Origin of the sequence: Shewanella gaetbuli (assembly GCF_023284065.1) — a bacterium.
Lineage (GTDB): Bacteria > Pseudomonadota > Gammaproteobacteria > Enterobacterales > Shewanellaceae > Shewanella > Shewanella gaetbuli.
This window is the reverse complement of record NZ_JAKIKP010000001.1, coordinates 95,474-120,753: the sequence shown is the minus strand read 5'-3', so window position 1 is coordinate 120,753 and position 25,280 is coordinate 95,474. Positions and strand designations below refer to the sequence as shown.

General features: G+C 40.7%; 28 protein-coding genes. 13 read left to right on the top strand and 15 right to left on the bottom strand.

Annotated features, from left to right (window positions below):
- Window positions 1-249 precede the first annotated feature (249 nt).
- Together rapA and L2672_RS00535 are read left to right on the top strand one after the other, a co-directional pair.
- Complete coding sequence (gene rapA, locus L2672_RS00540; RefSeq protein ID WP_248993883.1) at window positions 250-3,153, top strand: RNA polymerase-associated protein RapA; 2,904 nt, start codon at window positions 250-252, stop codon at window positions 3,151-3,153.
- A 206-nt stretch (window positions 3,154-3,359) separates the two neighbouring features.
- Window positions 3,360-4,190 (top strand): DUF3530 family protein, encoded by an 831-nt coding sequence (locus L2672_RS00535; protein WP_248993882.1) that lies wholly within the window; start codon window positions 3,360-3,362, stop codon window positions 4,188-4,190.
- Window positions 4,191-4,215: 25 nt separating this feature from the next.
- Here the strand turns inward: L2672_RS00535 and L2672_RS00530 are convergent, their stop codons facing one another.
- Window positions 4,216-5,022 carry a crotonase/enoyl-CoA hydratase family protein gene (locus L2672_RS00530; protein WP_248993881.1) on the bottom strand — a complete coding sequence of 269 codons (807 nt, stop codon included), beginning with the start codon at window positions 5,020-5,022 and terminating at the stop codon, window positions 4,216-4,218.
- A gap of 354 nt (window positions 5,023-5,376) precedes the next feature.
- On the opposite strand from L2672_RS00530, the gene L2672_RS00525 reads away from it, so the two are divergent.
- Window positions 5,377-6,372, top strand: a complete 996-nt coding sequence (locus L2672_RS00525) for a response regulator (RefSeq protein ID WP_248993880.1) — start codon at window positions 5,377-5,379, stop codon at window positions 6,370-6,372.
- A gap of 18 nt (window positions 6,373-6,390) precedes the next feature.
- Window positions 6,391-7,368 carry a sensor domain-containing diguanylate cyclase gene (locus L2672_RS00520; RefSeq protein WP_248993879.1) on the top strand — a complete coding sequence of 326 codons (978 nt, stop codon included), beginning with the start codon at window positions 6,391-6,393 and terminating at the stop codon, window positions 7,366-7,368.
- Window positions 7,369-7,445: 77 nt separating this feature from the next.
- Here the strand turns inward: L2672_RS00520 and rraB are convergent, their stop codons facing one another.
- The 6 genes from rraB to L2672_RS00490 all read right to left on the bottom strand — a co-directional run bounded on the left by rraB (window position 7,446) and on the right by L2672_RS00490 (window position 12,186).
- Complete coding sequence (gene rraB / locus L2672_RS00515) at window positions 7,446-7,850, bottom strand: ribonuclease E inhibitor RraB (protein WP_248993878.1); 405 nt, start codon at window positions 7,848-7,850, stop codon at window positions 7,446-7,448.
- Window positions 7,851-7,907: 57 nt separating this feature from the next.
- Window positions 7,908-8,654: a 1-acylglycerol-3-phosphate O-acyltransferase gene (locus tag L2672_RS00510; protein WP_248993877.1), complete on the bottom strand. Its 747-nt coding sequence runs from the start codon at window positions 8,652-8,654 to the stop codon at window positions 7,908-7,910.
- A gap of 228 nt (window positions 8,655-8,882) precedes the next feature.
- Complete coding sequence (locus L2672_RS00505; protein WP_248993876.1) at window positions 8,883-9,641, bottom strand: metal ABC transporter permease; 759 nt, start codon at window positions 9,639-9,641, stop codon at window positions 8,883-8,885.
- A gap of 3 nt (window positions 9,642-9,644) precedes the next feature.
- Window positions 9,645-10,553, bottom strand: a complete 909-nt coding sequence (locus L2672_RS00500; RefSeq protein ID WP_248993875.1) for a metal ABC transporter solute-binding protein, Zn/Mn family — start codon at window positions 10,551-10,553, stop codon at window positions 9,645-9,647.
- Window positions 10,537-11,778, bottom strand: a complete 1,242-nt coding sequence (locus L2672_RS00495; RefSeq protein WP_248993874.1) for a hypothetical protein — start codon at window positions 11,776-11,778, stop codon at window positions 10,537-10,539. The genes L2672_RS00500 and L2672_RS00495 overlap by 17 nt, the downstream gene beginning before the upstream one ends.
- Window positions 11,779-11,892: 114 nt before the next feature.
- A complete protein-coding gene (locus tag L2672_RS00490; RefSeq protein WP_248993873.1) occupies window positions 11,893-12,186 on the bottom strand; it encodes an ABC-type zinc uptake system zinc chaperone in 294 nt (97 codons plus the stop codon).
- 213 nt (window positions 12,187-12,399) lie between these two features.
- Between L2672_RS00490 and L2672_RS17260 the strand changes: the two genes are divergently transcribed.
- Window positions 12,400-12,525: a hypothetical protein gene (locus tag L2672_RS17260; RefSeq protein WP_275974896.1), complete on the top strand. Its 126-nt coding sequence runs from the start codon at window positions 12,400-12,402 to the stop codon at window positions 12,523-12,525.
- 9 nt (window positions 12,526-12,534) lie between these two features.
- Here L2672_RS17260 and L2672_RS00485 read toward each other — a convergent pair whose 3' ends face one another.
- Window positions 12,535-12,864: a hypothetical protein gene (locus tag L2672_RS00485; RefSeq protein ID WP_248993872.1), complete on the bottom strand. Its 330-nt coding sequence runs from the start codon at window positions 12,862-12,864 to the stop codon at window positions 12,535-12,537.
- Between the two features lie 234 nt (window positions 12,865-13,098).
- Here L2672_RS00485 and L2672_RS00480 point away from each other — a divergent pair, with 234 nt between their 5' ends.
- Window positions 13,099-14,748: a mechanosensitive ion channel domain-containing protein gene (locus L2672_RS00480; protein WP_420833119.1), complete on the top strand. Its 1,650-nt coding sequence runs from the start codon at window positions 13,099-13,101 to the stop codon at window positions 14,746-14,748.
- Between the two features lie 288 nt (window positions 14,749-15,036).
- Here the strand turns inward: L2672_RS00480 and L2672_RS00475 are convergent, their stop codons facing one another.
- Window positions 15,037-15,906, bottom strand: a complete 870-nt coding sequence (locus tag L2672_RS00475; RefSeq protein ID WP_248993870.1) for a MaoC family dehydratase — start codon at window positions 15,904-15,906, stop codon at window positions 15,037-15,039.
- A 193-nt stretch (window positions 15,907-16,099) separates the two neighbouring features.
- On the opposite strand from L2672_RS00475, the gene L2672_RS00470 reads away from it, so the two are divergent.
- Window positions 16,100-16,870, top strand: a complete 771-nt coding sequence (locus tag L2672_RS00470) for a methyltransferase (protein ID WP_248993869.1) — start codon at window positions 16,100-16,102, stop codon at window positions 16,868-16,870.
- A 20-nt stretch (window positions 16,871-16,890) separates the two neighbouring features.
- On the opposite strand, the gene L2672_RS00465 is transcribed toward L2672_RS00470, so the two are convergent.
- On the bottom strand, window positions 16,891-17,811 hold the full coding sequence (locus tag L2672_RS00465) for a TraB/GumN family protein (protein WP_248993868.1): 921 nt from the start codon (window positions 17,809-17,811) through the stop codon (window positions 16,891-16,893).
- 49 nt (window positions 17,812-17,860) lie between these two features.
- Between L2672_RS00465 and L2672_RS00460 the strand changes: the two genes are divergently transcribed.
- On the top strand, window positions 17,861-18,172 hold the full coding sequence (locus tag L2672_RS00460; RefSeq protein ID WP_248993867.1) for a prephenate dehydrogenase: 312 nt from the start codon (window positions 17,861-17,863) through the stop codon (window positions 18,170-18,172).
- A 121-nt stretch (window positions 18,173-18,293) separates the two neighbouring features.
- Here L2672_RS00460 and L2672_RS00455 read toward each other — a convergent pair whose 3' ends face one another.
- The gene (locus L2672_RS00455) at window positions 18,294-18,839 is read right to left on the bottom strand and encodes a DUF3016 domain-containing protein (protein WP_248993866.1); all 546 of its coding nucleotides are present in this window, start codon (window positions 18,837-18,839) and stop codon (window positions 18,294-18,296) included.
- 308 nt (window positions 18,840-19,147) lie between these two features.
- Here L2672_RS00455 and L2672_RS00450 point away from each other — a divergent pair, with 308 nt between their 5' ends.
- Window positions 19,148-19,447 (top strand): hypothetical protein, encoded by a 300-nt coding sequence (locus L2672_RS00450; protein ID WP_248993865.1) that lies wholly within the window; start codon window positions 19,148-19,150, stop codon window positions 19,445-19,447.
- Window positions 19,448-19,566: 119 nt separating this feature from the next.
- On the opposite strand, the gene L2672_RS00445 is transcribed toward L2672_RS00450, so the two are convergent.
- A complete protein-coding gene (locus L2672_RS00445; protein WP_248993864.1) occupies window positions 19,567-20,076 on the bottom strand; it encodes a DUF4240 domain-containing protein in 510 nt (169 codons plus the stop codon).
- Window positions 20,077-20,143: 67 nt separating this feature from the next.
- Here L2672_RS00445 and L2672_RS00440 point away from each other — a divergent pair, with 67 nt between their 5' ends.
- The 3 genes from L2672_RS00440 to L2672_RS00430 all read left to right on the top strand — a co-directional run bounded on the left by L2672_RS00440 (window position 20,144) and on the right by L2672_RS00430 (window position 21,845).
- Window positions 20,144-20,527, top strand: coding sequence for a hypothetical protein (locus tag L2672_RS00440; RefSeq protein WP_248993863.1), 384 nt, complete (start codon window positions 20,144-20,146; stop codon window positions 20,525-20,527).
- A 127-nt stretch (window positions 20,528-20,654) separates the two neighbouring features.
- Entirely contained in the window at window positions 20,655-21,452 is a 798-nt protein-coding gene (locus tag L2672_RS00435) for a response regulator (RefSeq protein WP_248993862.1), read from the top strand.
- A gap of 120 nt (window positions 21,453-21,572) precedes the next feature.
- The gene (locus L2672_RS00430; RefSeq protein WP_248993861.1) at window positions 21,573-21,845 is read left to right on the top strand and encodes an HU family DNA-binding protein; all 273 of its coding nucleotides are present in this window, start codon (window positions 21,573-21,575) and stop codon (window positions 21,843-21,845) included.
- A 209-nt stretch (window positions 21,846-22,054) separates the two neighbouring features.
- Here L2672_RS00430 and mdh read toward each other — a convergent pair whose 3' ends face one another.
- The gene (gene mdh / locus L2672_RS00425) at window positions 22,055-22,990 is read right to left on the bottom strand and encodes a malate dehydrogenase (RefSeq protein ID WP_248993860.1); all 936 of its coding nucleotides are present in this window, start codon (window positions 22,988-22,990) and stop codon (window positions 22,055-22,057) included.
- 293 nt (window positions 22,991-23,283) lie between these two features.
- Window positions 23,284-23,610, bottom strand: a complete 327-nt coding sequence (locus L2672_RS00420) for a hypothetical protein (protein WP_248993859.1) — start codon at window positions 23,608-23,610, stop codon at window positions 23,284-23,286.
- Between the two features lie 258 nt (window positions 23,611-23,868).
- On the opposite strand from L2672_RS00420, the gene L2672_RS00415 reads away from it, so the two are divergent.
- The gene (locus tag L2672_RS00415) at window positions 23,869-24,315 is read left to right on the top strand and encodes a GNAT family N-acetyltransferase (RefSeq protein ID WP_248993858.1); all 447 of its coding nucleotides are present in this window, start codon (window positions 23,869-23,871) and stop codon (window positions 24,313-24,315) included.
- A 55-nt stretch (window positions 24,316-24,370) separates the two neighbouring features.
- Here the strand turns inward: L2672_RS00415 and L2672_RS00410 are convergent, their stop codons facing one another.
- Entirely contained in the window at window positions 24,371-25,150 is a 780-nt protein-coding gene (locus L2672_RS00410) for a ribonuclease H1 domain-containing protein (RefSeq protein WP_248993857.1), read from the bottom strand.
- Between the last annotated feature and the right edge of the window lie 130 nt (window positions 25,151-25,280).

Below are 25,280 nucleotides of genomic sequence, written 5' to 3'. Positions count from 1 at the left end.
CAATCACAGAAAATTTACCATCAGTCATTTTTCACTACTACCTCAACTGTTTCGTCAGTAACGCTCACAAAACGCATACATTTTTGGCTGAAATATCAAATAATGATAAACATGTGGTAACTCGCTTATATATAAAAAAAGAATATTTCACCTATATGAAAATAAATAACTGCTAATATTTTTATTCTGGGTGGCTTTGGTTTAACATACGCCCCCTTTTTTGTTCCCGCTTCAACATGAGAGTTAAAAATGCCGTTTGCTTTAGGTCAACGCTGGATAAGTGATACCGAATCTGAATTAGGTTTAGGCACAGTTGTGCAAGTAGAAGGACGCATGGTGACATTAATGTTTCCAGCGACAGGTGAAAATCGCATGTTTTCACGTTCTGATGCACCGCTGACTAGAGTGATATTTAACCCCGGAGACACCATTGAAAGTGGTGAGGGCTGGCAACTAACTGTTGAAGAAATTGAAGAAAAAAACCAAATCATTGTTTACCATGGCACCCACAGTGAAACTAGCGAAAAAGTATCACTTCGTGAAACGCTACTTAGTCATAATATTCGCTTCAATAAACCGCAAGACCGACTATTTGCAGGCCAAATAGATCGTTTAGAGCGTTTTGGAGTGCGCTACCAGTCTCAATTATTACGTCATAAATTAGCCACTTCAGACTTACTCGGGTTACAAGGCCCTAGAGTCGGGTTAATTGCACATCAACAATGGATTGCCCATGAAGTAGGTCGTCGTTATGCGCCACGGGTATTATTAGCTGACGAAGTGGGTCTAGGTAAAACCATTGAAGCAGGATTAATTATTCATCAGCAACTGCTCACAGGTCGTGCTGAGCGCATATTAGTTATCGTGCCTGACACGCTTCGCCACCAATGGTTGGTTGAAATGCTACGTCGTTTTAATCTGAAGTTTTCAGTTTTTGATGAAGACCGTTGTGTTGAAGCCTATGCTGATAACGACAACCCTTTTTATACTGAACAATTGGTGATCTGCTCTTTAGAATTGCTTCGTAAAAAGAAACGCTTAGAGCAAGCTTTAGACGCTGACTGGGATCTATTAGTGGTGGATGAAGCTCATCACCTTGAATGGTCAGAAGATGCCCCAAGCCGAGCTTACCGCATTGTTGAAGCATTAAGTGAAGAAGTGCCTGGTGTATTACTGCTGACGGCAACGCCAGATCAACTTGGTCATCAAAGTCACTTTGCTCGTTTAAGGCTACTAGACCCGGATCGTTTTTATGATTACGACGCATTTTTACAAGAAGAGCAAAGCTATAAAGATGTTGCCGATGCCGCTAACGCATTAGCCTCAAATAACAGCCTAAGCCAAGATGCCATTAACAGCTTAACTGAACTGTTAAGTGAAAAAGATATTGAGCCCAGCATCAAGCTTATTCAAGCCACAGATGTTGATCCAGAGCAGCAGCAACTTGCCCGTGATGAGTTATTACAAGAGTTACTCGACAGACACGGCACAGGCCGAGTGCTGTACCGTAATAGCCGTGCTTCAGTAAAAGGATTCCCGCAGCGTCACTTTAACGCCTACCCACAAACCATGCCTGAGCAATATATTACCGCTCAACGGGTTAATGACATGATGGGTGGTAGCAAAACACCTGAAGCCAAAGCCTTACAGGCCTTAAGCCCTGAAAAACTTTACCAAGCCTTTGAAAATGACAGCTCATGGTGGAAGTTTGACCCTCGAGTGGATTGGCTAATTGATTTTCTAAAAAATCATCGCAGTAAAAAAGTGTTGATTATTGCTAGCTTGGCCGAAACTGCGTTAAGCCTAGAAGAAGCTCTACGCACAAGGGAAGGTATTCAAGCCACCGTGTTCCACGAAGGCATGTCTATTATCGAACGTGATAAAGCTGGGGCTTACTTCGCTCAAGAAGAAGGTGGTGCACAAGCGCTGATCTGTTCTGAAATTGGCTCAGAAGGCCGTAACTTCCAGTTTGCCAGCCATTTAGTGTTATTCGATTTGCCACTTAACCCTGACTTACTTGAGCAGCGTATTGGTCGACTAGACCGTATTGGGCAAAAGAATGACATTCAAATTCATCTGCCTTACCTTGCTGATACCGCTCAAGAGCGTTTAATGCGTTGGTACCATGATGGCTTAAATGCCTTTGAGTTAACGTGTCCAAGTGGTCATGTGTTATTCAGCCAGTTTGCTGATGAGTTAACCAATGTATTAGCAAATGAAGATGAAGACGCACTTACTTTGCTACTGAACCATACCCAAGAGCAGTACAAAAAGTTAAAACAGGCGATGGAGCAAGGCCGCGACAAGTTACTTGAAATTAACTCGCACGGTGGTGAACGCGCCAATGCGTTAATTCAACGTTTGGCTGATAACGACGGTAGCACTGACCTAATTGGTAACGTTATCCGCCTATGGGATATTATTGGCGTCGACCAAGAAGACAGCGGCGAGAACACCATTATTTTGCGCCCAAGTGAGCATATGATGTTCCCGACTTATCCTGGATTACCAGAAGATGGAGTCACTGTCACATTTGACCGCGACACCGCATTGTCTCGCGATGATATTGCCTTTATTTCACAAGAGCACCCGATTGTTCAAACAGGGTTAGACTTGATCACAGGTTCTGAAACCGGCACCACCAGTGTGGCATTATTAAAAAATAAAGCCTTACCTGCCGGCACCTTATTTTTAGAGCTAATTTACATGGCCGATGTATCAGCCCCTAAATCGAGCCAGTTATATCGTTATTTACCACCAACACCTATCCGTATTTTATTAGATAAAAACGGTAACGATATGTCGGATAAAGTAGATTATGCTAGCTTCGACAAACAGTTAAGTGCGGTTAATCGCCACATTGCCAGTAAGTTAGTGAATGCATCACAACCATTGCTGCACCCGTTATTTGCCCATGGTGAAACCCATGCTCAAGCGGCGTTGTCTGAACTGGTTGCCAGCGCCAAAGATAAAATGACTCATCAATTAGGTGGCGAACTCAATAGACTAGAAGCCCTTAAAGCAGTTAACCCAAATATTCGTGACGCTGAACTAGACTATATTCGCGATCAAATGAGTGAGTTAAATGACTATATCAACAACAGTCAACTGCAATTAGACGCTATTCGTATGGTGTTAGTGAGCCACGTATAGCCTTAAGTGCAACCGTGGTAAATTAGGCTAAGCTATTAAAAGCACATGTTGTTTTACACACATGTGCTTTTTTATTTGCCGTTAACTTATTATCATTACCTGAGCTAATGATATTAGCCACTCAATGAAAGTACTCAATAGGGAAGCCTGTGAACCTTACACCAATAATCGTCAAATCTATTTTCATACTCGCCTTCTTGGTGTGTGTGACCAGCCCAGCCCAGGCCCAACTGTATGCAACATCACAATCGGCAACCATCCCAGAAAGCGAAATATCTACCATCACCATCGACGGTAAAGACACCACAGTATTAAGGCGTTCATGGAGTGGTAAAAATCAATTTGGTTTAATGGTGATAGTGCCAGGCTCTGAAGACCATAAGCAAAATGCTGGATTAATTGGTTACTTACGCCATCAATTAAACCCTAAAGGCTGGGCAACGCTAAAACTTATGCCTCCGGCGGGGTTATATCGTCCCAACTTTGCCACCCCCAGCGAAGAAATCGCTAAAGAGGGACAATCACAAATCACCTTGCCAGCCCATCAAGCCGTACCTAAATTCAATAGCGAACAACTGTTGGAAATACGTAATTTTCAGCAATCTACCTTAACCGAAACCTTGTCACAACTGGCTGATATCGGAAAACCCTACCCTGGTGCTCGCGTGTTAATTGCTATGGATGACAGCGCTGCAATGGTGACCCATTTATTGTATGAACAAAAAATTCCAATGCCGGATTTACTGGTGCTAATTAACCCTTATCGAGAACATGAGCATCTAGTGGATAAGGCCAATCAACGAAAGTCTGTATCTGAAGAATTAGTGATGATGTCGGTACCGACGTTAGATATTTACTCCGCAGATGCCCACCCTCTTGCAATAAAAACGGCACAAATGCGCAAGCAGTATAATCAAATTAAACCGAACAAATATTATCGCCAATACTTTGTTCACTTAAGCTTGTCTAATGAAGGGGGCTGGGAAGAGGTGCTTGACCGAATAGAAGGGTTTGCCAGAGTGGTCATCGGCCGGTAGGTTCATCCTTGAACCACCTTGAGGTTTACCACCAAGACTGACGAGGGCGATAACTTTTATCAGGATTTTTGGTTTGTCGAATCGCAGCAATTAATCGATTTTTACCGATTAACAAACGAATTTGACTGATGGACTCACGGCTCAACAATGCCCTAATCGAGCCATTCCAACTTTTATTAATACTGTGTTTAATAGCCGCAATTGCATCTGGCGAGGTTTGTTGAAACTGCTTTACTAAACTTTCTGCTCTTGCCATTGCATCGTCAACAACCTCGGTCACTAAACCTAACGCTTGCGCCTCATTGGCCGATAATATATCTGCGGTATAGGTTAATTGTAGTGCTTTGTCTTTAGCCATTACTTGCCGTAAGCTAGCCAGCCCAGCCATATCAGGCACTAAACCCCATTTAGCCTCCATAATCGACAGTTTTGCCGTAGGCTGTGCAATACGCATATCAGCACCTAAGGCAATTTGCATCCCACCGCCAAAACAACACCCTTGAATAACCGCAATAACTGGTACCGGCAACCTTTGCCAACCAATGGACACTCGCTGGGCTAAATTGGCATTACCTGGCAACCATTTAAATAATAACGACACCGCTTTAGACGGCTGCTTTGAAAGGCTTTTTACATCTAAACCAGAGCTAAAGTTAGCTTCAGCACCAAATAAAATAACCGCGGTTATGTTTCTATTTTTGGCAATTTTTTGGATGACATGATCGATAGCTTTAAACATGTCAAAGTTAAGCGCATTCATTTTTCGAGGGCGATTTAACCCCACGTAAGCGATATTGTTTTTGAGTTCGAAGGTGACTAAATCCGTTTCCATGAAAGATTTCCCTACAGGTCTGTCCAGTTTTCAGGTTAACATGTTTGTCGATTTTATCGAATAGTTATAACATGACAACATCTTAGCTTTCACCGGACTAATGAATTTTACAAGATATGCTAAGCCAGCAGGTCTTTATTCTTTCCTCACCAATATACAATAACTTAAATCATTTAAAACCAATAAAAATCAGTCAATTAATATAGGCATACGATAATTTTACAAATTTACTGCCAGTAACCTAGAATAAAAGATAATAAATAGAAAAGTCTCAAAATAATAAATTAACGCCCTATGAACTGACTCCAGTACCACTCAGGAACCGCACAGGGCGACATAAGGACCAACGTCAATATGACCATTCCTGTATTAATATGTGATGACTCCTCACTCGCCAGAAAGCAAATGGCACGCACGCTCCCTAAAGACTGGGATGTAGAAGTGACTTTTGCAACTAACGGGGCGGAAGGTCTGGCTGCGATTCGAGAAGGTAAAGGTGAAATCGTTTTTCTCGACCTTAATATGCCGGTTATGGACGGTTATGAAGTGTTGGAAACCGTGCAACAACAAGACCTTCCTGCGTTGATTATTGTGGTTTCAGGTGACATACAAATTAAGGCCCATGAACGGGTCAAAGCATTAGGCGCACTCGACTTTATTCAAAAGCCTGTCAGTGCTGATGCCATTAGTAATATTTTACAAGAGTACGGAATTTTAACCTTAACCCAAGGTGCTGCAGCAGACATGGAGCCCATGGTTAAAGTTGATTTAAGAGATGCATGCCAAGAAATAGCTAATGTCGCCATGGGACGAGCAGCAGATTTACTGGCTAAATTATTAGATGTGTTTGTGGTACTGCCAATCCCAAATGTTAACGTATTAGAAGTCAGTGAGCTGACTATGGCACTTAAAGCGACCGAAGAGTCTTCAACCGTTTCAGCCTTGTGTCAGGGATTTATTGGTGCAGGAGTCGCAGGAGAAGCGCTACTGCTTTTTCACGATGCCAGCTTTGAAGATATGGCCAAACTGATGGGCATAAACAGCGCTGCAGAAAACTTCACTGAAATGGAAGTGCTAATGGATACTGGCAACGTACTGATTGGGGCTTTTTTAAGTGGTATTTCTGAGCAATTAGACATGAAATTTAGCCAAAGCCACCCTGTTGTATTAGGACGTCACTGCACAGTCAATGATTTAATTCATGACAGCTCAGAAAAGTGGCAACGCACCTTAGCAATGGAAATTAATTACCGTATTGAAGACCACAACATCCAATGCGATTTATTACTGCTATTTACCGAAGATTCGATACCTACGCTTAACTTTAAACTTGGTTATCTACTTGATTAACAGTTGGATATTGTCAATATGTCAAATGATCAAAGTGCAATGAACGAACTTCACTGGCTGATCGATATGGTACAAACCATAGAGGTCGGTTTAGTGGTGTTAGACAAAAACTACAATATTCAGCTGTGGAATGGCTTTATGGAAAACCACAGCGGAATTTCACCCAATGCCATTAAAGGTAAAAACTTATTTGAGCAACAACCTGACTTACCCGCAGAATGGTTGAAACAAAAAATGGAGTCTGTTTTTCTATTAAAAAATAGAACCTTTATCAGCTGGGAACAGCGCCCATACGTGTTTAAATTTAAAAATTATCGCCCTATTACTGGCCGCGCTGATTACATGTATCAAAACATCACCTTATTGCCTTTAGCATCATTAACTGGGCAAATTACTCATATCAGTATCATTGTTTACGATGTCACTGATGTTGCCGTCAATAAGATGCAGCTAAAGAGTATGAACCAACAGCTAGAAGAAGTTAGTCAAACAGATGGATTAACGCAACTTCACAACCGACGCCATTGGCAAGAGTGTATGGACCGTGAATTTGAGCGCAACCAACGCTATCAAGACCAAGCCACATTAGTCATGATTGACATTGATCACTTCAAAACTATTAATGATAAATTTGGCCATCCGGCGGGCGATAAAGTGATTCAACACATTGCTCACCTTATTAAACAGTCATTACGTGAAACCGATTGTGCTGGACGCTATGGTGGCGAAGAGTTTGCCATTGTGCTACCCAAGACCACCTCAGCTGATGCTTTATTTTTTACCGAGCGATTACGGAAAAAAATCGAGCAGTCTGAAATCATATTCGAAAACCGCATTATTAAGGTGACCGTCAGTTTAGGGATCAGTGAAATAGGTAGCAGCACAGAAAACAGCTCTGTTTGGTTATCAAGTGCCGACAAAGCGTTATATCAAGCCAAAAAGAACGGTCGTAATCAAAGCTATGTTTATGATGCCACCACAGACGATAAAGCGTAATACCGCTTAAACAAAAACGGCCATACAATTGTATGGCCGTTTGTTAAATCATTTTGCTCTGTGAGTAGACTGAAATATTAGTGCATTTGCGCACTGTCTTCGTCGTATTGATCATCTTCATCGTCAATATCGCCCACAAAATAAGTGCCCCAACCGTCATAGTCCACTTTTTGCTTAACCGCTAAAGCAATCAACTGTTCACAGGCTTTATCCAGTAATGGAACCTCTAATTTATGATAAGCAATGGCGTCAAAACAGAAAATAACTGAACCGTCATCTAGCTCCATTTCTTCTGCATCATTGACCTCAAAGCCTAGCTTAAAGGCTTCTACGGCAGCTTTCTCTAAACGCTCAAAGTTTTGAGCAGAAAAGTGATGCTCAATGGTATATTCTGCTGTTGGCTCTGAACCATCAGCCATCAACGCTTCAACAATTTCGCGGTTCTCGGCTAACTGTTCTTTCAGCTGACGTTCAATAGACATGCAAACACTCCGAATAACTTAATAGTAGATAAATAAAATAACACGCTAAGTTTGTTATTATACTTTATCTTGCGCTGCAGGTTTAGCCATTAATTGATTGGCTTCTTCATTTAATTGTACTAAACGCTCTGCCATCACACGATGAACCTCAAGCGCAAACGGCTTAGCATCGGTTTTATCCAGTCCTTCAGTCGCAATCGGTGCCATCATTTCAACTATCACCACACCGTTATTCCAATTATTTAATTTGATATGTTTTTGACAAGAGGCCAATACGGGAACAACAGGAACTTGAGCGGCAATTGCGGTATGGAAAGCGCCCACTTTAAACGGCAATAATCCCCGTCCACGAGAACGAGTACCTTCTGGAAATATCCACACTGACAACAGTTTTTCCTGCATTTTTTTGACTGTTTTAGCCATAGTGTCAAATGCACTAGAGCGGTTTTTACGGTCAATTAAAATATTGCCAGTTAACCAATATATCTGACCAAACAACGGCATCCACGCAAGGCTTTTTTTGCCTAAGCTCACAGTCGACTTGGGCACTGCAGAGGTTTGAGTAAATAAATCAAAGTTATTTTGATGGTTACCCAAATAAATATTTTGTTGATTAATCACATCAGGTTGAACATGTCGTGTTATGACCTTAATACCTAAAATTGGCGCAACAGAGGCAAAAATTTTAGCTAACACGTGCACATTATCTCGGTGCATAGGACGAATGATGCAAAGCACTAATGCAAACACAAAGGCTAAACACAAAAGTACAGCAAGAATTAACGAACGAGCAATTAGCAGCACAATAGTCTCCTGCAGAAAAATTGGCGACAGTATAGCGATGCCAGCAATTTGACTCAATAAATTTTATTTACATGTGTACGCTGAAAAAAAGCGAAACCGTCAACCATAGACAGTTTCGCTTTATATCTCACAAACACATCAAGTATTTACTTCATAAAAATCAGTAAGTTTAACCTGTTAACACAATAAACCACTAGGTAATCTTTAATACCTAGTTCAGGTGACACTTTACTGTTTTTGACTCAAAAATAACCTAAAGCCAAGTCCGCTGACGGCTAATGTTGCCACAATTGCCGCGCCACTGGGTAAATCGTAACTGGCAGATAAACATAAACCAGCAACATACCCTATAACACCGACAACATAAGCCAGAGCCAACTTGCCTTTACCTTTATATTGATTCAGCGCTAAGGCGGGCAAAATTAAGGTACTAAACACTAAATAAACCCCCACCAGTTCAACTGAGAGGGTGATAACAATGGCGAAAATAAAGTAAAAACTCGCGCCATCCAACAGTTTAGGTTTAAGCGTTATGGCCAATAATATTAATGCAGATACCACCGCAGGTAATATTAATTGCGACCAACTTACCCATAATATTTGTCCAGACATTAGCTGTTTTAATAACTCAGCACCATGAGGGTCATTGGCTAAAAGCAACATTGCCCCCACAGCACTCAGAACATAAAAACAACCAATAAAGGCTTCAAGCTCATCTTCAAATTTGCGTGCCAGCCAAGCAATAACGGCTGCACCCAATAACGCAAATAGCGCAGGCATCCACACATGTGAAAACGGTATGTCTTCAATATCATGGTTGATATGAGACACAATCGCCCCTAAGGCAGCAACTTGAGCAATGGCTAAATCAATAAAGATAATGCCACGCTTTAATACTTGTTGCCCTAATACCACATGGGTTGATAATACCAAAAAGCCAGCAACCAAAGCGGGTAGCAAAATGGACATAAGCTCGAGGTCAATCATAGGTTATAACGCCCCATTTAATATCGACAGTACACTGTCGTACAAACTAATTAAGTCAGTACTTTCAGCATTACCACCAATAGACATAGGTAGCACTAATACAGGTAAATCAGCACGATCGCCTAACCACTTCGCCCCTCTTTCATCATGATAAGACGCGACCACTATCGCCATCACATCGCCTTTTTCAGCTCGTGATAATAGCGTTGCTAAATGACTGCTGGTTGGGGCTAAACCGGGTTTAGGTTCTAAGTCGGCCACTTGCTCAATGCCAGTCCAGTTAAACAAATAACGGAAACTTGAGTGGTAACCAATTACCTTTTTGCCTTGTAATGGCTTAGCTTGCTGTTGCCATTGTGGGATTTTAACTTGCCACTGCTTGCTGAAATCAGTAAAAGCCGATTCATACTGGGCTTTGTTTTGCGGGTCTAATTGGATTAGTTTTGCCGATAAACTTTCAGCAACCTCAAGCATTTTGATTGGGTCAAAATGTAAATGAGGATTCCCTTTAGCATGCACATCCCCCATTGACCTATCAACATTTTCAAGTTGATCTAAAGTTTCAGTATGCTCAGCGGCATAAAATAACCCTTCGTCTGTTGAACGAACCTTGCTATTTGAGGCTTTCATTTGCAGCATAGGTAGCCAGCCAATTTCTAAATCAGCACCAGCACAAACCACCAAATCAGCTTGGCGCATTTTAGCAATCAAACTTGGACGAGCCTGCACTTGATGCGGATCTTGCATTGCTGTTGTAGCTGAATACACATCAGCCTCTGGCGCAAGTGATTTAACCAAAGAGGCATACTCTGGCTCACAGGCAAACACGTTTAGCTCAGCATGGGCCGCCGTTGAGCAAACTAATGCTGCAAATCCGGCGGCGGCCTTTATCAGTTTAGAATTGATGCGCACCGTGAGCTCCTAATGTCATGACATATTGAAGAGTGATGATATTGTCATCTTCGAAACCATCAAAGTTAGTACCTTTCTGGTTAGTGTACTGTAAACGAACCGTAGAGAAATGACTGTGATGCCACGCAAGACTCAATTCAGTTTCTTTCAGGTTTTGACCATGTAAGTGATCACCATGCACTTCATGAGTATCCACTTCGCCATAACGTAACCCGGCAGACCAATGAGGTGTAAACTGATACACGCCACTGACATACCAACCTTCATGATAGTCATCGCTCTTTTCAGTGCTCAAAATATCGTGGTCGTGTTCTTCAAATGAGAAAATATCCGTCACGCGGAAGTATTCACCACTTAATGTTAAGTGCTGATATTTGTAGTTTCCATCTGGTGCCCACTTATAAACGAAATCGGCAATATAAGTGTTTTCACCGGTGAAAGCGGCATTATGGTTATGCCCACCGTGATCATGCTCTTCTTCAATATGCGGCTCATGATCATGGTCTTCTTCAATGAAGCCCATACCGTTTTCGTTACGTAAATAACTTAACCCTAATTGCCAAGAGCTAGAGGTACCAATATCACCGCCTAACTTGGTAAAGGCAGAGTAAACACCAATTGTTTTGTAATCACGTTCAGCATGCTCTTCTTCCATGCCATGCACATCATGGTCGTCATGCTCTTCACCCACCTCAGCAGCGCGCATTTTATTACCTTTAAATACCTCTACGCCCATGGTCCAGAATAATTCTGTTGGCGCAACATAGGTTAAACGGACACCATCATCAAAGTAATGGCCACCCATAAAGGCACGGTAAGCACCAGGACGATCAACAAAGGCATCAGAGTGTGGGTGTTGGTTGTTCAAATAACCCACATCAGATAAAAAGCGACCCGCACGGATATCAAAACCAGCGCCCAACCCCATAGTTTGAATAAAGGCTTCTTCTAGCTCGACTTCGGTTTCATCATCATGCATCGCAAGAATAGCGGTCATTTTGCCATAAAACATATCATCAATATTGGCACTGATAGCTAATTCAGTTTCACCAAGCCCGAACCCTTCGCCGCGACCATCTAATCCTCTATCACCCGTTTGATAATAACCATCAAGCACAGCACTAATATTAGGGTTAGATAAACTTGAATCTTGCGCAAATGCAGACGCTGAAACCATTGCACAAGCAACAGAAACTAATGATAAAGGTGTTTTTAAAACAGACATACGATCTCCCTATTGCCTCAACGTAATAAGATACGTTAAAGCCATAAATTGACACTCACATAGTCAATTAACTATGTGAAAATAATATAATTTTAAGTTTTTGATATTGTGGATTTATGAGTAAGCAGGAGGCGCGCGACTATGATACTGAGTCGTAGTAACGGGTAAAACGGATTGAAATACAACAGCAACAATGTGGAATTGTTGTTTTTGAATCTCTAGTTTAAAGGTGCTTGAATGAACAACTTTGTTGAGCTGAAACTTATGAAAACATAAAGTACAGTGATGGTTATTAACACCATGATCGTGGTCTTCAACGCTGTGCTTTGACGCAGCAAAAGCCAACACCAACAAAATGGCACTTAGCCAAATTGCGATATTTTGCTTTAACTTTGCGTTAAATTTCACAAACAGTCCCTTCACAATCAATGTTAAATCGGAGGCTAATTCTAAAAGACAATAATATTATTGCAACCTCTAGATTGTTACAAATCACTTTTTCACAAAATTTGTGCGACAACAGACGCTTCTTCTACCTCGCCCTGTAATTTAAGATTAACTTAAGCTGATATTCGTAACATTAGCAGCATATTCTGTTAAAAAATAAACTTAGGACTGACCATGGCTAAATTTTTACGTGAAAACATTGGCATTATTCTTACCATGATCGTTATTGGTGTTGTCGTTCTTGGCGGCATTTATTGGGTAGAAGCCTCATTAGCTGGCCAAGTTCAAGTTGTTGACTAACCTGTACACTTATTCTGATACGGTATTGTTAGTATCAGCATCTTCAGGTGGTTCAATTAACACTAAGTGATCCATCATATGTGTTACCCCAACTAATATTATCGACAAAATGATAACTGGGGTAACAATAAACATATTCCCTTCTGTCATATAGCCAAAAATCCCCGCAAATACCGCTGCATAAAAGCCAACTAGCTTGCCAATGGTCAAGCGTTTATTGCGTCCAAGCCATGCGCCACATTCAGGGCATTTTACATGTGCGCCCAACCCCTTACCTCTATGTGTGGTCTCTTTCGATACTGGGAAGCTCTTATGGCAAAAAGCACATTGTAATAACATTTTAAATCCTTGATGGTAGACTAAACTTAACTAACCGCAACTCAGGTTAACAGAGTAAAAATTCGAATCTCAACTCGGGTTTATTGAGTAAAAAATCGAACGCGGTCCCGAAATGCGCGACATTATGGAGTAATTAACCCTCTAAAGCGAAAATCTTATTGGATAGGTTTCCCAAACCCATTACCATGTTGTTAAATTCAATCAGGATGAATGACTATGTATAAAAAATTGTTAATGGCAGGTTTATTATTAACTTGCATTATTGCACCAAACTATCTCCATGCAGAATCAACAATTGAACCTTCGCAAAGTGAAGCTATATCTGCAAACTCCATCAATAATGATACACAAAAACAAATTAATTTATTAAATACTCAAATAGCCGCTGATATTGCCTCACTCCCCCAGCTTAAAGGCGAGTTTAAATCATTAACTGAATATCGAATTAAAAACAAAACAGAACAACTGAGATCCATTATCGATACCTTGGTCAATAGCCCTGATGTTGATACTGATTTCGTCACACAGTTAATCCAAGGGCAATTTTCCTTCTTAGATAAAGTGGGAGAATACTTAAATCACGATATTAACCAGTTACGCAGTCAAGTAAACAACTCAGACAGCGACGTTAATACCTTATTACTGATTTCTCATCGTGAATTTCAACGCGATCATTATCTAAAAGCGGAGCTCGAAACACTTAATTGGGCTGAAAAGCTTAACCTTAATGTTGCAACAGCAAAAAAACAGTTAACAGATAAGCTCATTGAAAGAGCTGATCGACTAGAGAGTGTGGTCACTTACACTCAAAAAGAGTTGAAACAAGCAGTATCTGAAGCCACCGATGCAGGGGCAGACATCAGTGCCGAGTTAAAACATAAAGTCACTAACTTAAAAGAACGTCTTGAACAAAACAGCGCCAGTTTAACCGTGGCAGCAGAGCTTTTAGATTCTTTAGGTGAAGATACCACTCAAATAAAGCAAACATTATTCAGTGTCTCTGGTGACATCACACAAGATGTATTGAATTTCAGCGTGGCATCAAGCTTAGTCCAACAATGGGCTGATGTTGCCAAAAATCAAGCCTTAGATAACGGCCCAAGTTTAACCTTCAAAATTGTAGTATTTGTATTAATTTTATTTGCTAGCAGTATTGTGGCGAAAGGGGTGACTCGCCTCGTTAGCAAAACGGTCAGCGCATCTAAATTAAAATTCAGCAAACTACTGCAAGAATTCTTTATTTCGTTATCCAGTAAAGCAGTATTTGCCATTGGTTTATTGATTGCGCTTTCACAACTCGGCTTTGAGCTTGGCCCGCTACTTGCGGGTTTCGGTATCGCGGGTGTGATTGTGGGTTTTGCATTACAAGACACATTATCTAATTTTGCATCCGGTATGATGATTCTTATTTATCGTCCATTCGACGTAGGCGATTTAATTAATGCCGCAGGAGTCACAGGTCGAGTCAGCCACATGAGTCTCGTTTCGACGACCATTAAAACCTTAGATAACCAAAGATTGATTATTCCTAATAACAAAATTTGGGGCGACACCATTAACAATATCACTGCAGAGCATCAGCGTCGGGTTGATATGACATTTGGCATCGGTTATGGCGACAATATTGAGCACGCTGAACGTGTTTTACAAGACATTGTTAGCCAACACCCTAAAGTGCAAAAGTTTCCTGAACCAGTGGTAAGACTGCATACCTTAGGGGAGTCATCTGTCGACTTTGTAGTAAGACCATGGGTTAAGCCCGATGATTATTGGGACGTATATTGGGACGTAACTCGAGCCGTGAAAATGCGCTTTGATCAAGAAGGTATTAGCATTCCTTTCCCACAACGCGATGTGCATATTTATCAAGAAACAAAAGACTAGTAATACCAATCACGATATGTAAGTGATCATAATTAGCGTAGGAAAAATGCTTGAGAACAAGGCAGATTTTTCGATAAGTAGTTATTCTACAATTAAAAAATCTAACGCTGTTATCGAGTATTTTAACAAGCTAGGGTGAGCAATTATTTATCACGATTGGTATAATGAACTAGCCATGTGTTTCACATACTAAAAAGCGCCTTTGCAACACCGTAGCAAAGGCGCTTTTTTATTATGTCAGTAGTGGAATAACCCTGCCAACCTAGATGAGTACAGTCAATTAGAATCTTAGGTTAAATAAGTTAATTGGCCATATAAATGAGGGCGTTTCCCCTTAACATCACGCATTTCAAAGCGTTTTCCTTGCTCGACAGACTCATAACCAAAAGTCACTTCTGAGGGCATAAATACTGGCAGCTTAAATTCAACATCAACCTTAAAAGGCTTGTCGCCAACAAACTGCATTAAATGCGCCATACAACGCGCTTTTGACCACATACCGTGTGCTAACACACGTTCAAAGCCAAAACGCTTAGATAATAATGGATGTAAGTGAATTAAATTATAGTCACCTGAGGCTTTAGCATATCTACGGCCTAAATCATCCGTTAATCGCCATTGCTGAACATTATCCCATACCATATCAGACGCTCTAGGTGGTCTAGCACGCTTTTTAGATGATTCAATACGATACAGATAAGTTGAAGTGGCTTGCCAAACAAGCTCATCGCCCACAAATACTTTCGACTCTAATTCAAACTCTAAGCCGGTATCTGTTTCAGTACTTTTTTGTAATTGGCATTGAATCGATAACACTTCATCTACTTTCACCGCTCGATAGGCGGTAATACTGTTTTTAAGATGAATCATCCCCAATAGCGGAAACGTGATGGCGTTATGAGTAAATATAACGGCATGCAAACGAAACGCTTGAATATAAATATAAGTTGGCGGTAAGGTTTTACCATCAAAGTCAAAGCCGCAAACCTCGGCATATTGACGCACTTTATCAGCCGATAAACCCACATCTTTGGTTGATATTGCAATACTTGGTAAGGGTTTTTGATCCCAGCCTGGCTTACGACTGAAAAAAATCTTACGGTATAATGTAAAAAGCGACGGCAACGCTTTTAACTCCATTTGGTAATCAAAACTCAATGTATAAACCCTTATTTAACGGCAATATGTTTAACGGTAATCTATTTAACCTTAGCCGCACATTATAACTCACAAATTCACCTAAATTAAAACACTTCCCTATTACAGCACTCGAATAAAGTTTAAATTTTGCTTTACGATACCTTATTCAAACTGCAAAATATTCGCCCTTTAATCCATTGGGGCGGTAACATTGCAAGACACTAATTTTGACACCCTAAGCCAAAAGTTTGCCAAAAATATTTATGGCACAACCAAAGGCGAAATTAGAGCAGCCGTGTTATGGCGCGATCTTGAACCTGTTATCAATGCTTTTTCCCCAAAATCTCTGCGAATTCTCGATGCCGGAGGAGGCTTTGGCTTTTTTAGTCAGAAACTCGCTGCATTAGGCCATGAAGTGGTGTTATGTGATATTTCTGCAGAAATGCTAGATGAAGCTAAAGCCCAAATTGATGCCGCACAAAACCCTTTAAATATCACTTTAATTCACAGTGCTATTCAAGACTTATCTGCGGATGAACTCGGCAAATTTGATATTATTTTATGCCATGCTGTCGCGGAATGGTTAGTAGACGCGAAATCGACCCTGCAAGGCTTATTAAACCTGCTCAAACCGCAAGGCGTGTTCTCACTGATGTTTTACAACAAAGAGGCGATGCGATTTCACAGTCTTATCTCTGGTAATTTTGACTACGTGAAACGCGACATGAAAGTAAAAAAGAAAGTGAAGTTAACCCCCACTTACCCTTTATTTATTGAAGATGTTCGGCATTGGTTCACACTGTGGCAAATGGATATTTTCTGCCAATCAGGCGTCAGGGTGCTAAATGATTATTTGAAGTACCATTTACCCCCAGGATTTAGCAAACAAGAGCTAATAGAAATGGAGCTTGAATACTCGCAACGTGAGCCTTACTTATCACTGGGTCGCTATGTGCATTTTATGGCCAAGCGCAATACATAACGCCCTGCACCACTGACAAATTAACGACAACTATTTTGCCAACAGTCTGTAACCGTCGCACCTTGTTGGCGCAATAGCTGGGGAATATTTTGCTGTCCGACCACATGACCTGCTCCCACAATAAAAAACAACTGCTGAGCGGAATGTTGCTGCATCATGGTCAGCATTTTGTCACTCATAGTATGATTTCTTTGCCACAACAATTTAGTCAAAAGCTCGTCAGCTTCACCCGCTTGTTGCTCCATAATGGCAGCCAGTTTTTGTTGATCGCCATTGCGCCATACCGAAATTAACTCGACCATATCAGCATCTGATGCATTAACCGCCTCATCAACCATTTGCAGTTGCGTTTTTTCACTGAAAGAAGAAATCAGCTCAAATTGAAACGCAACACTTTCCAACTCAAGCAAAGGTTTATTGCCGCGCTTTTTTGCAAATGTCACATCAACACCTTGATCAGCCACATACCCCAACGAAGCAAAGCGCATCATACTGATTTGCGCCGCTTGCAACCAAGGTGCATAGGGCGCAATGGCATCACAAAACGATTGCACCTTTTGGCAATAATCGGCGGTAACGTTACTTGTCTTTGCTGCCAATTCAGGAGCGGCTTTTCCATATTGAGTAAGCAATGCCATGGTATCAGCTTGCTCGACATCAGCCTCAATCACTAACGCATCACTTTGTAAAAAAGCCTGTTCAATTTGCTCAGCCATAGGATAAAAGCTGGCTTGGCCCACATGGATTGAACCGAGTAAATAACCGTGCTGATTTTGCCAGCTAATTTTATAAAATGGAGGTTGATCTTCCTGAACCGTTTGAGCGGATACCCCAAATGAACAGGCAATAATGATGATAAAAAACCAATATGCTTGCTTGAACCAGGGAAGGTTATTTAGGCTGTTTTGGTGGTGGCACTGAGTTTTACTTGTTGCTTGCATAACAGAACCTTATAATTTACAAAATGCATTAACAGATTTAGAGGCTAACATGCCGTACACCAAAGTCATTCAACAATTGAAAGAGAACCTACAAGTCGCTTATAGACAAGCCATCGACAGTGATAATCGCTTAGATGAATTGCAAAAAGCAGGTCACGGTAAGTTTGTCGCTATTTTCAATAAGGAACAAGGCTTTACTCAAAATAGCAACCGCTTCTTACCTTATGTACAAGAGCTTGCTACAGAATTTGAAACGATTCAAGAGAGCATTCATACCTCACCAGAAACACTTGAGGCCTTTGTAAAAAAACTCGGTGTGCTGCTGCAAACGCTGCAAACGTTTAAACAACAAAGTAAGTAACCCACTCCGATTAAGTCGTTCATTATCATTAAAGCAAATAATGATTAATGAAAAATAGTGATAAAAAAAGCCAAAGTGACTCATTCACTTTGGCTGTTTTTTTATGGTTAATTCCATTTGATTAATTAGCTTGTAAAGCCTCTATTTGTGGCGCAATGGTACGCTTTAACCAATCTTGCATCATAATCGTTTCAGAGGTAAATGGGCGGTCATTATTAAGGCGATTTAAACGCTGCATAAAACTCATGTCTCTTAGTTTTTCATCACCTGCTATCACTACAGTCTCACCTTCTAAAATTTGGTAGCTGAAATTCATTCTAGGTGGATATAAATCTTTAACGACTCTTAAATCACCAGAAGTGGCGCCAAAAGTTGGACGCATGTCACCGGCTAAGTCAACATCGGTGACTTGCATAACCAAGGTTTGATTAGGGGCTAATGTTTTCTCAGCTTGTTTATTGATATTTTTAGTCATGGTTTCGAAAAAGCGCGTTTCAAAGCGAGATTGAATATCATTCGAAGTCTTAATATCACGATAATTATCCGGCTCTTGCCATTCAATTTTTACCACGCCATTTTCTGTAATGGGATTAGCCTCAACAGCTTCATCAGCAATGGCGAAATGACTAACAAGTGCGCCCACTACAATGAGGTATTTCATGTTCATAGGGAATCTCCATACAAGGTTAATAACTGTAAAAGTTTTCATTGCGATAACTTTAGCAGAGTAAACCTGTATATTCGCTTAACGTAATGTATTTTGTTTTATTGGCCATTGCTCTTTGCTAAAACAGTTAATCATGACAATACCCACAAACGAAAACATCTGAGCAAACTTTGTATCAATCTGTTCAGCTTTCGTTCAACTACTTCCCGCTATTATTCATCCCACAAGTTAAGTGGTATACCCATCGCGATTGTTCAAGGATCTAACATCGTATCGAATTATTTATAATTTTACGGAGTCAGACACTGATGAAAACATTATCAAACACAACTAAAAGAACCTCATTAGCCGCACTATTTTCGTTAGCCATTGTTGGCTTCGCTATCGCCACCCCAAGCCATGCCGATGAGATGATGCAAAGCCAAGTGCTTGCGGCACATACCAGCGAATTGAATACACAAATGATGCAAGCAGAACAAGAATTAGAGTTAGAGTTAGAACAGCAAACAAGTGAACAAGTGGCTGCCGCAGAAAGTCAGTTTGTGGCTAAAATTTGTCAACATAATGACTTAGGCTACGATGCTGAAACCTCAAGCTGTATTCGTTAACGGGGTGAATGCATTAACAGCATAAACTTGAAGTGATTAAAACATGATTAGATTCTTCAGCCCTGCAATTGCGGGGCTGACTAGTTATTAGCAAGTCACTCATAAACTAAAACGTGTAACTAAAACGGAAATTGCTGCGCTAATTTAGGGTAAGTTTGCTTTAACACTTTCGCTTTAGTTGAAAACTTCTTTCCTGCAGGCGTTTTTGTACCAGAGGGCACAAAAGGTAACTCTTTTCCGGTTCTATCTTCATAAAGCTTACCAGCTATCAAATCCAAATCTTCTACGAATGGATAAGCATAATTATCTTTCAACGGCCAAGTGGTTAACTCACCCAAGGCGTCTGGTTCAGCGAGCACTTTTTCGTACCACTCTTGACCTAACGACAACAGGAAACAACGAAACTCGGCAAAAGCATAGTCTGAATCACACCCCGTAATAATGTAAGCTGCGCCCCATAAATCCCAAGTGTAACTGCGTCGCAGTTGCTGACCAATAAACTTATCAAATGCTTTGAGTGATTCGTTATCCAAAGGCTCAAGGCCTTGCTGTAATTGCTCAACAAGTGCTTGCTCTGTTTGCTCCGCATGACTGCGTGTCACCAACTGCCAAAAATCAGTTTCAGTCATTTACCCTTTCCCATTCACTTCAAAATTGCGATATTCTACCTCAAATACCTTTTGCCAAGAACATAAAATGCCACAAACTCCTCGCCCTGCTGCAATAACCTTCCTTATCGTGCTGTATTCCATATTCACTGCTATCGCCTTGTACCGCGTCGTACAATTTAGCGCATTTGATATTTTGTCATTGGCTGTCATTCCGGTGTTAATTGGATTAGTTATCAAGGCAAAATGGACAAAAGTGGCGTTATTTTTTCATTTAGGACTGCAAACCCTAGTTTTTCTGGCGTTAAGCTCTACGGCGCTTATTGCTTACCAAATCACCCCAGAGGACGTAAAACTCGAATTCGGCGGTTATAATATTCCGGTGTTGCCTGTGGCAGGCTTATCACTCTTACTATTGTGCACTCAATGGTGGGCAGCACTGACTTATCACAGTCGGCAGTACCTCAAATAAATTCGACTAATGCGTTCACTAAAACCGTGCAGAATTGATCTATTTGTATCAACATTAATGTTAAATTAATGTATAGTTTCACGTGTTATAATTATCATTGTTGCAACATTAATAAGAGCAAATACAAATGCATAACCTTTCGCCTAGTGAGTTATCTATCTTGTTACTTGAGCCTTCAGATACTCAACGAAAAATAATTATCTCACGCCTTCAACAGGAAGGGGTTACCAGTATTCAAACGGCCAACACAATTAGCGCAGCAAAAGACATTATTAGTCGCCATAAGCCAGACTTAATTGCTAGCGCATTGCACTTTGATGATGGCCAAGCGACTGACTTACTCTTGTTTATAAAGCAACACTCTGAATATCAAGATATTCAATTTATGCTCGTTTCTAGCGAGTGCCGACGTGAGCAGTTAGAAGTTTTTCGCCAATCAGGGGTTGTTGCCATTTTACCTAAACCCTTTAATGCCGATCATTTAGCCACTGCTTTAAACTCTACTATTGACTTAATTAGTCACGATGAGCTTGATTTAACTCACTTTGACGTACATAACCTTCGAGTATTAGTGGTTGATGATAGCCGTATGGCGCGCAACGTGATTAAACGCACTATCAGTAATTTAGGCATTCAATTAATCACTGAAGCTGAAGATGGCGCTCAGGCTATCAACATAATGCAGCAAAACATGTTTGACTTGGTTATTACTGATTACAATATGCCCAGTGTCGATGGCTTAGCCTTAACCCAATACATTCGTAATGAAAGCCAACAATCACATATTCCTATTTTAATGGTGTCATCAGAAGCCAATGATACCCATTTAAGCAACGTCTCTAGCGCGGGAGTCAATGCACTTTGTGACAAGCCATTTGAACCCAATTTAGTTAAACAAATTTTATATAAATTACTAGAAGAGTAAATTTGCCCAAATTTTGGAGGAAATTTCGCTTTTATCGGACAAAACACTTTTAAACCTTGGAAGCTTATGGCATGTTAACTTCGTTTTTAAACATTTCTATGGAAAGCAGAGAACATCAACATGAATAAAAGTGAACTGATTGCAAAAATTGCAGAAAACGCGGATCTAACAAAAGCAGAAGCGGGTCGTGCATTAAAATCTTTTGAAGAAACAGTAACTGAAGCAATGAAAAACGGCGAAAAAATTTCAATCGTTGGTTTTGGATCATTTGAGACTTCACAACGTGCCGCTCGAACAGGTCGTAACCCACAAACGGGTAAAGAAATTCAAATTGCTGCTGCAACTGTACCTAAGTTTAAAGCAGGTAAAACACTTAAAGACAGCGTTAACTAATTCATCGTTACCGCGCTTTAAAAGCAGGCTTAACACATATAGCCTGTTAAAATCCGATAATTTATTATCGGATTTTTTTTGGGACTTATTTTGCCTGAATGGCCGCTTATTGCCTTCAATATAGTCACTTTGCCCAAATGTATTCAACGCATACAAAAATGCCGCCCATCATTGATGAGCGGCATTTTAAGATATAAATCTTGAGTTATTTACTTAACAAACTCAACACCTAGTTTGATATCACCTTTTAGGGTATCTAACATTGAGTCACGAGCACTCGCTTCAAACGCGCTTACTTCACCATATGGTAAAACTTTTTCTACGCCATTTTTGCCTAAAACTACTGGCTGAGCAAAGAATTCTGCATGCTCGCTTCCGCCATCAACATAAGCGCACTCCACCACATTCTCTTCACCTTGAAGACCACGAACCAATGATAAACCAAAACGACAAGCCGCTTGACCCATTGATAATGTCGCACTACCGCCACCGGCTTTAGCTTCAACAACTTCAGTACCCGCGTTTTGAATACGCGTGGTTAAAGAAGCCACTTCTTCGTCAGTAAAACTTACGCCTTCAATTTGAGAAAGTAATGGCAGAATCGTAACACCACTGTGGCCGCCAATAACATTCACATTTACGTCAGCTACATTTAAGCCTTTTAATTCAGCAACAAAGGTTTCACTGCGGATAACGTCAAGTGTCGTCACACCGAATAAACGGTTCTTGTCATAAACGCCCGCTTTTTTTAGTACTTCAGCAGCAATTGCAACAGTTGTATTTACAGGGTTAGTGATAACACCCACTAATGCTTTAGGACAGGTAGCCGCTACTTTTTCAATTAAGTTACGCACGATACCTGCGTTGATGTTGAAAAGATCAGAACGATCCATGCCCGGCTTACGAGCAACACCAGCAGAAATTAATACTACATCTGCACCTTCTAACGCAGGTGTTGGGTCTTCACCCGCAAAGCCTTTTACTTCAACCGCAGTTGGGATGTGGCTTAGGTCAACAGCAACACCAGGTGTTACTGGTGCGATGTCATATAGAGACAACTGAGAACCCGCAGGTAGTTGAGTTTTTAACAGTAAAGCTAAAGCCTGGCCAATACCACCAGCAGCACCAAGTACAGCAACTTTCATAATCATCTCCATCTATTTATGCAATTTGTGACATAGATCTTATATCTATTGTGGCGTCACATTACTGGATTGGCGTGATAATTTCAATTATCCATTAGTGGAGTACAGCAAATAAGTGTTTTCTAATTTCCTGTTATTGTTAGATTAGTTGTTTGAATATAGGTGTTAGATCATTGTGATATGAGATATTGCTAAGCTTTGCAAGTTTAAATATTGAAAATTGCTACGCATTCAGTATGTAGCATTTTCATCTACATATAATATGAGTCGCACAACAAATGCGCTAAAAATGATTACGCTTCAAAAATAATATCATTTTTTTTGCGGCCAACCTGTAATGGATACAATGCTGCTGGAGGCTGCTCTCGTTCAATTAAATAGCTCCAGTAATCATCATCCAATGCGCTAATAAAACTCTTCTCCCCCTTTGAGGTGAGGATCAACCTCCACCAGATAATCCCCCACAATCCAAAACTCATTAGTGTTAAACAAAAATGTAATGGATGATTTATGCTTCGAGCATTATTTTTACGCTGAGCTTGAGTATAGGAAGCATCTCGAGATATAAATTTATTTGTAGTAGGATGCCGATGAACTCTGAATTGATAACGTTTTGGCATAATTTACCCTCAACTAAAAAATGACGGATTATACCAATCACGATATGTAAGTGATCATAATTAGCGTAGGAAAAATACTTGAGAACAAGGCAGATTTTTTCGATAAGTAGTTATTCTACAATCAAAAAATCTAACGCTGTTATCGAGTATTTTAACAAGCTAGGGTGAGCAATTATTTATCACGATTGGTATTAATTAAGCATAGTAGACTTTAGTCGAATATCGACCCTAATTCGCCCATTTGTAAAAGAGATAAAAATGAAAATAAGAAAAGGTCAAATAGAAGATTTAGCGGCATTGGTTAACTTCAACCAAGCGATGGCAATGGAAACTGAAAACCTCACCTTAGATCAACAAACATTAACCCGTGGCGTTAATGGTTTATTGGCTCATCCTGAAAGAGGTTTTTATTTAGTCGCTGAAGTGGAAGGCGAAATTGTTGGCTCGTTAATGGTGACATTTGAATGGAGTGACTGGCGAGCTTGTCAGTATTATTGGATTCAAAGTGTTTATATTCGTCCGCAAAACCGCCGCCAAGGTATTTACGCCAAGTTATATCAAGCGGTGAAAGATATTGCCGCCAAAAACCAAGATGCTGCAAGCTACCGCTTATACGTTGAACAAGAAAATGAACCCGCGCAAAAAACCTATAACGCCTTAGGTATGAAGCAAAGTCATTACTTAATGTTTGAAGAAAAAGCTTAATTCATGAAACAAATTCTACGGAGTGGTCACTCATAAGTGTCACTCCGCTAACAAGTTAGCCCGCTCTCATAGCCATCACTTCTGCAATATTAATCGGCTCAGGGTAAGCTACAAAGTTAACTTGCTGTTGGTCTACCGCAAAAATAGACATCCTATCTGCAAGTTCATTACCTTCAATCCCCACGTGCGCAGCAACATGCACAACTTCAAGTTTGTTTTTAAGGGTGTCATAAAGACTATGCGCCTGTTGAATTAACGCTAAATTGGCTATTTCGCCTCCTTTGCGAGTCCAGCCTTTTGCTTTCCAACCATAAGCCCAATTAGTAATGCAATTAATACTGTATTGAGAGTCACTATAAATACGCACCGTTAAACCTTGTTTTAAGGCTTTATCTGCCATTTTCAACGCTTCATTTAAGGCATTTAATTCAGCGGTATTATTGGTGCCATTAGGATTATACAAACCATACCAAAGGCTATAAAGCTGGCCTTTTCGGTATTCAGCTAAACCAGAACCGGCTTTACCGGGGTTTGGGTCACAGCCACCGTCGGTATACAAGACCACGTCAAATTCAGTTAAGTTGTCTTCGGTATGAGCAGCAAGCTTGGTTGACTTTGCGCTAGATGAAGCCCCTTTTGCACCGGCATCAGACGTGGCTTTAGCTCCTATACTTCGACTAGGTGACTTACCAAAGGCACTTTTCGCTTCAGCCTCACTGGGGAACGATTTATATTTAGCGCCTGGAAATTTATCCACCTGCCGTTTAGCCTCATCCCAAGTGGTATAAATACCCGGGTTGCGGCCTTGCCAAACAACATAAAACTTTTTTGCCATAACGCTGATGCCTTTAATTCTGTGCCGCCCCATAAGGGCGAAAATTGATTTAATTGATCATGCCACTTTTATTAAAACAGCGCTAGCGACCGAGCCAATTACGCCTTAGATTGCACAAAACATTCGGCAG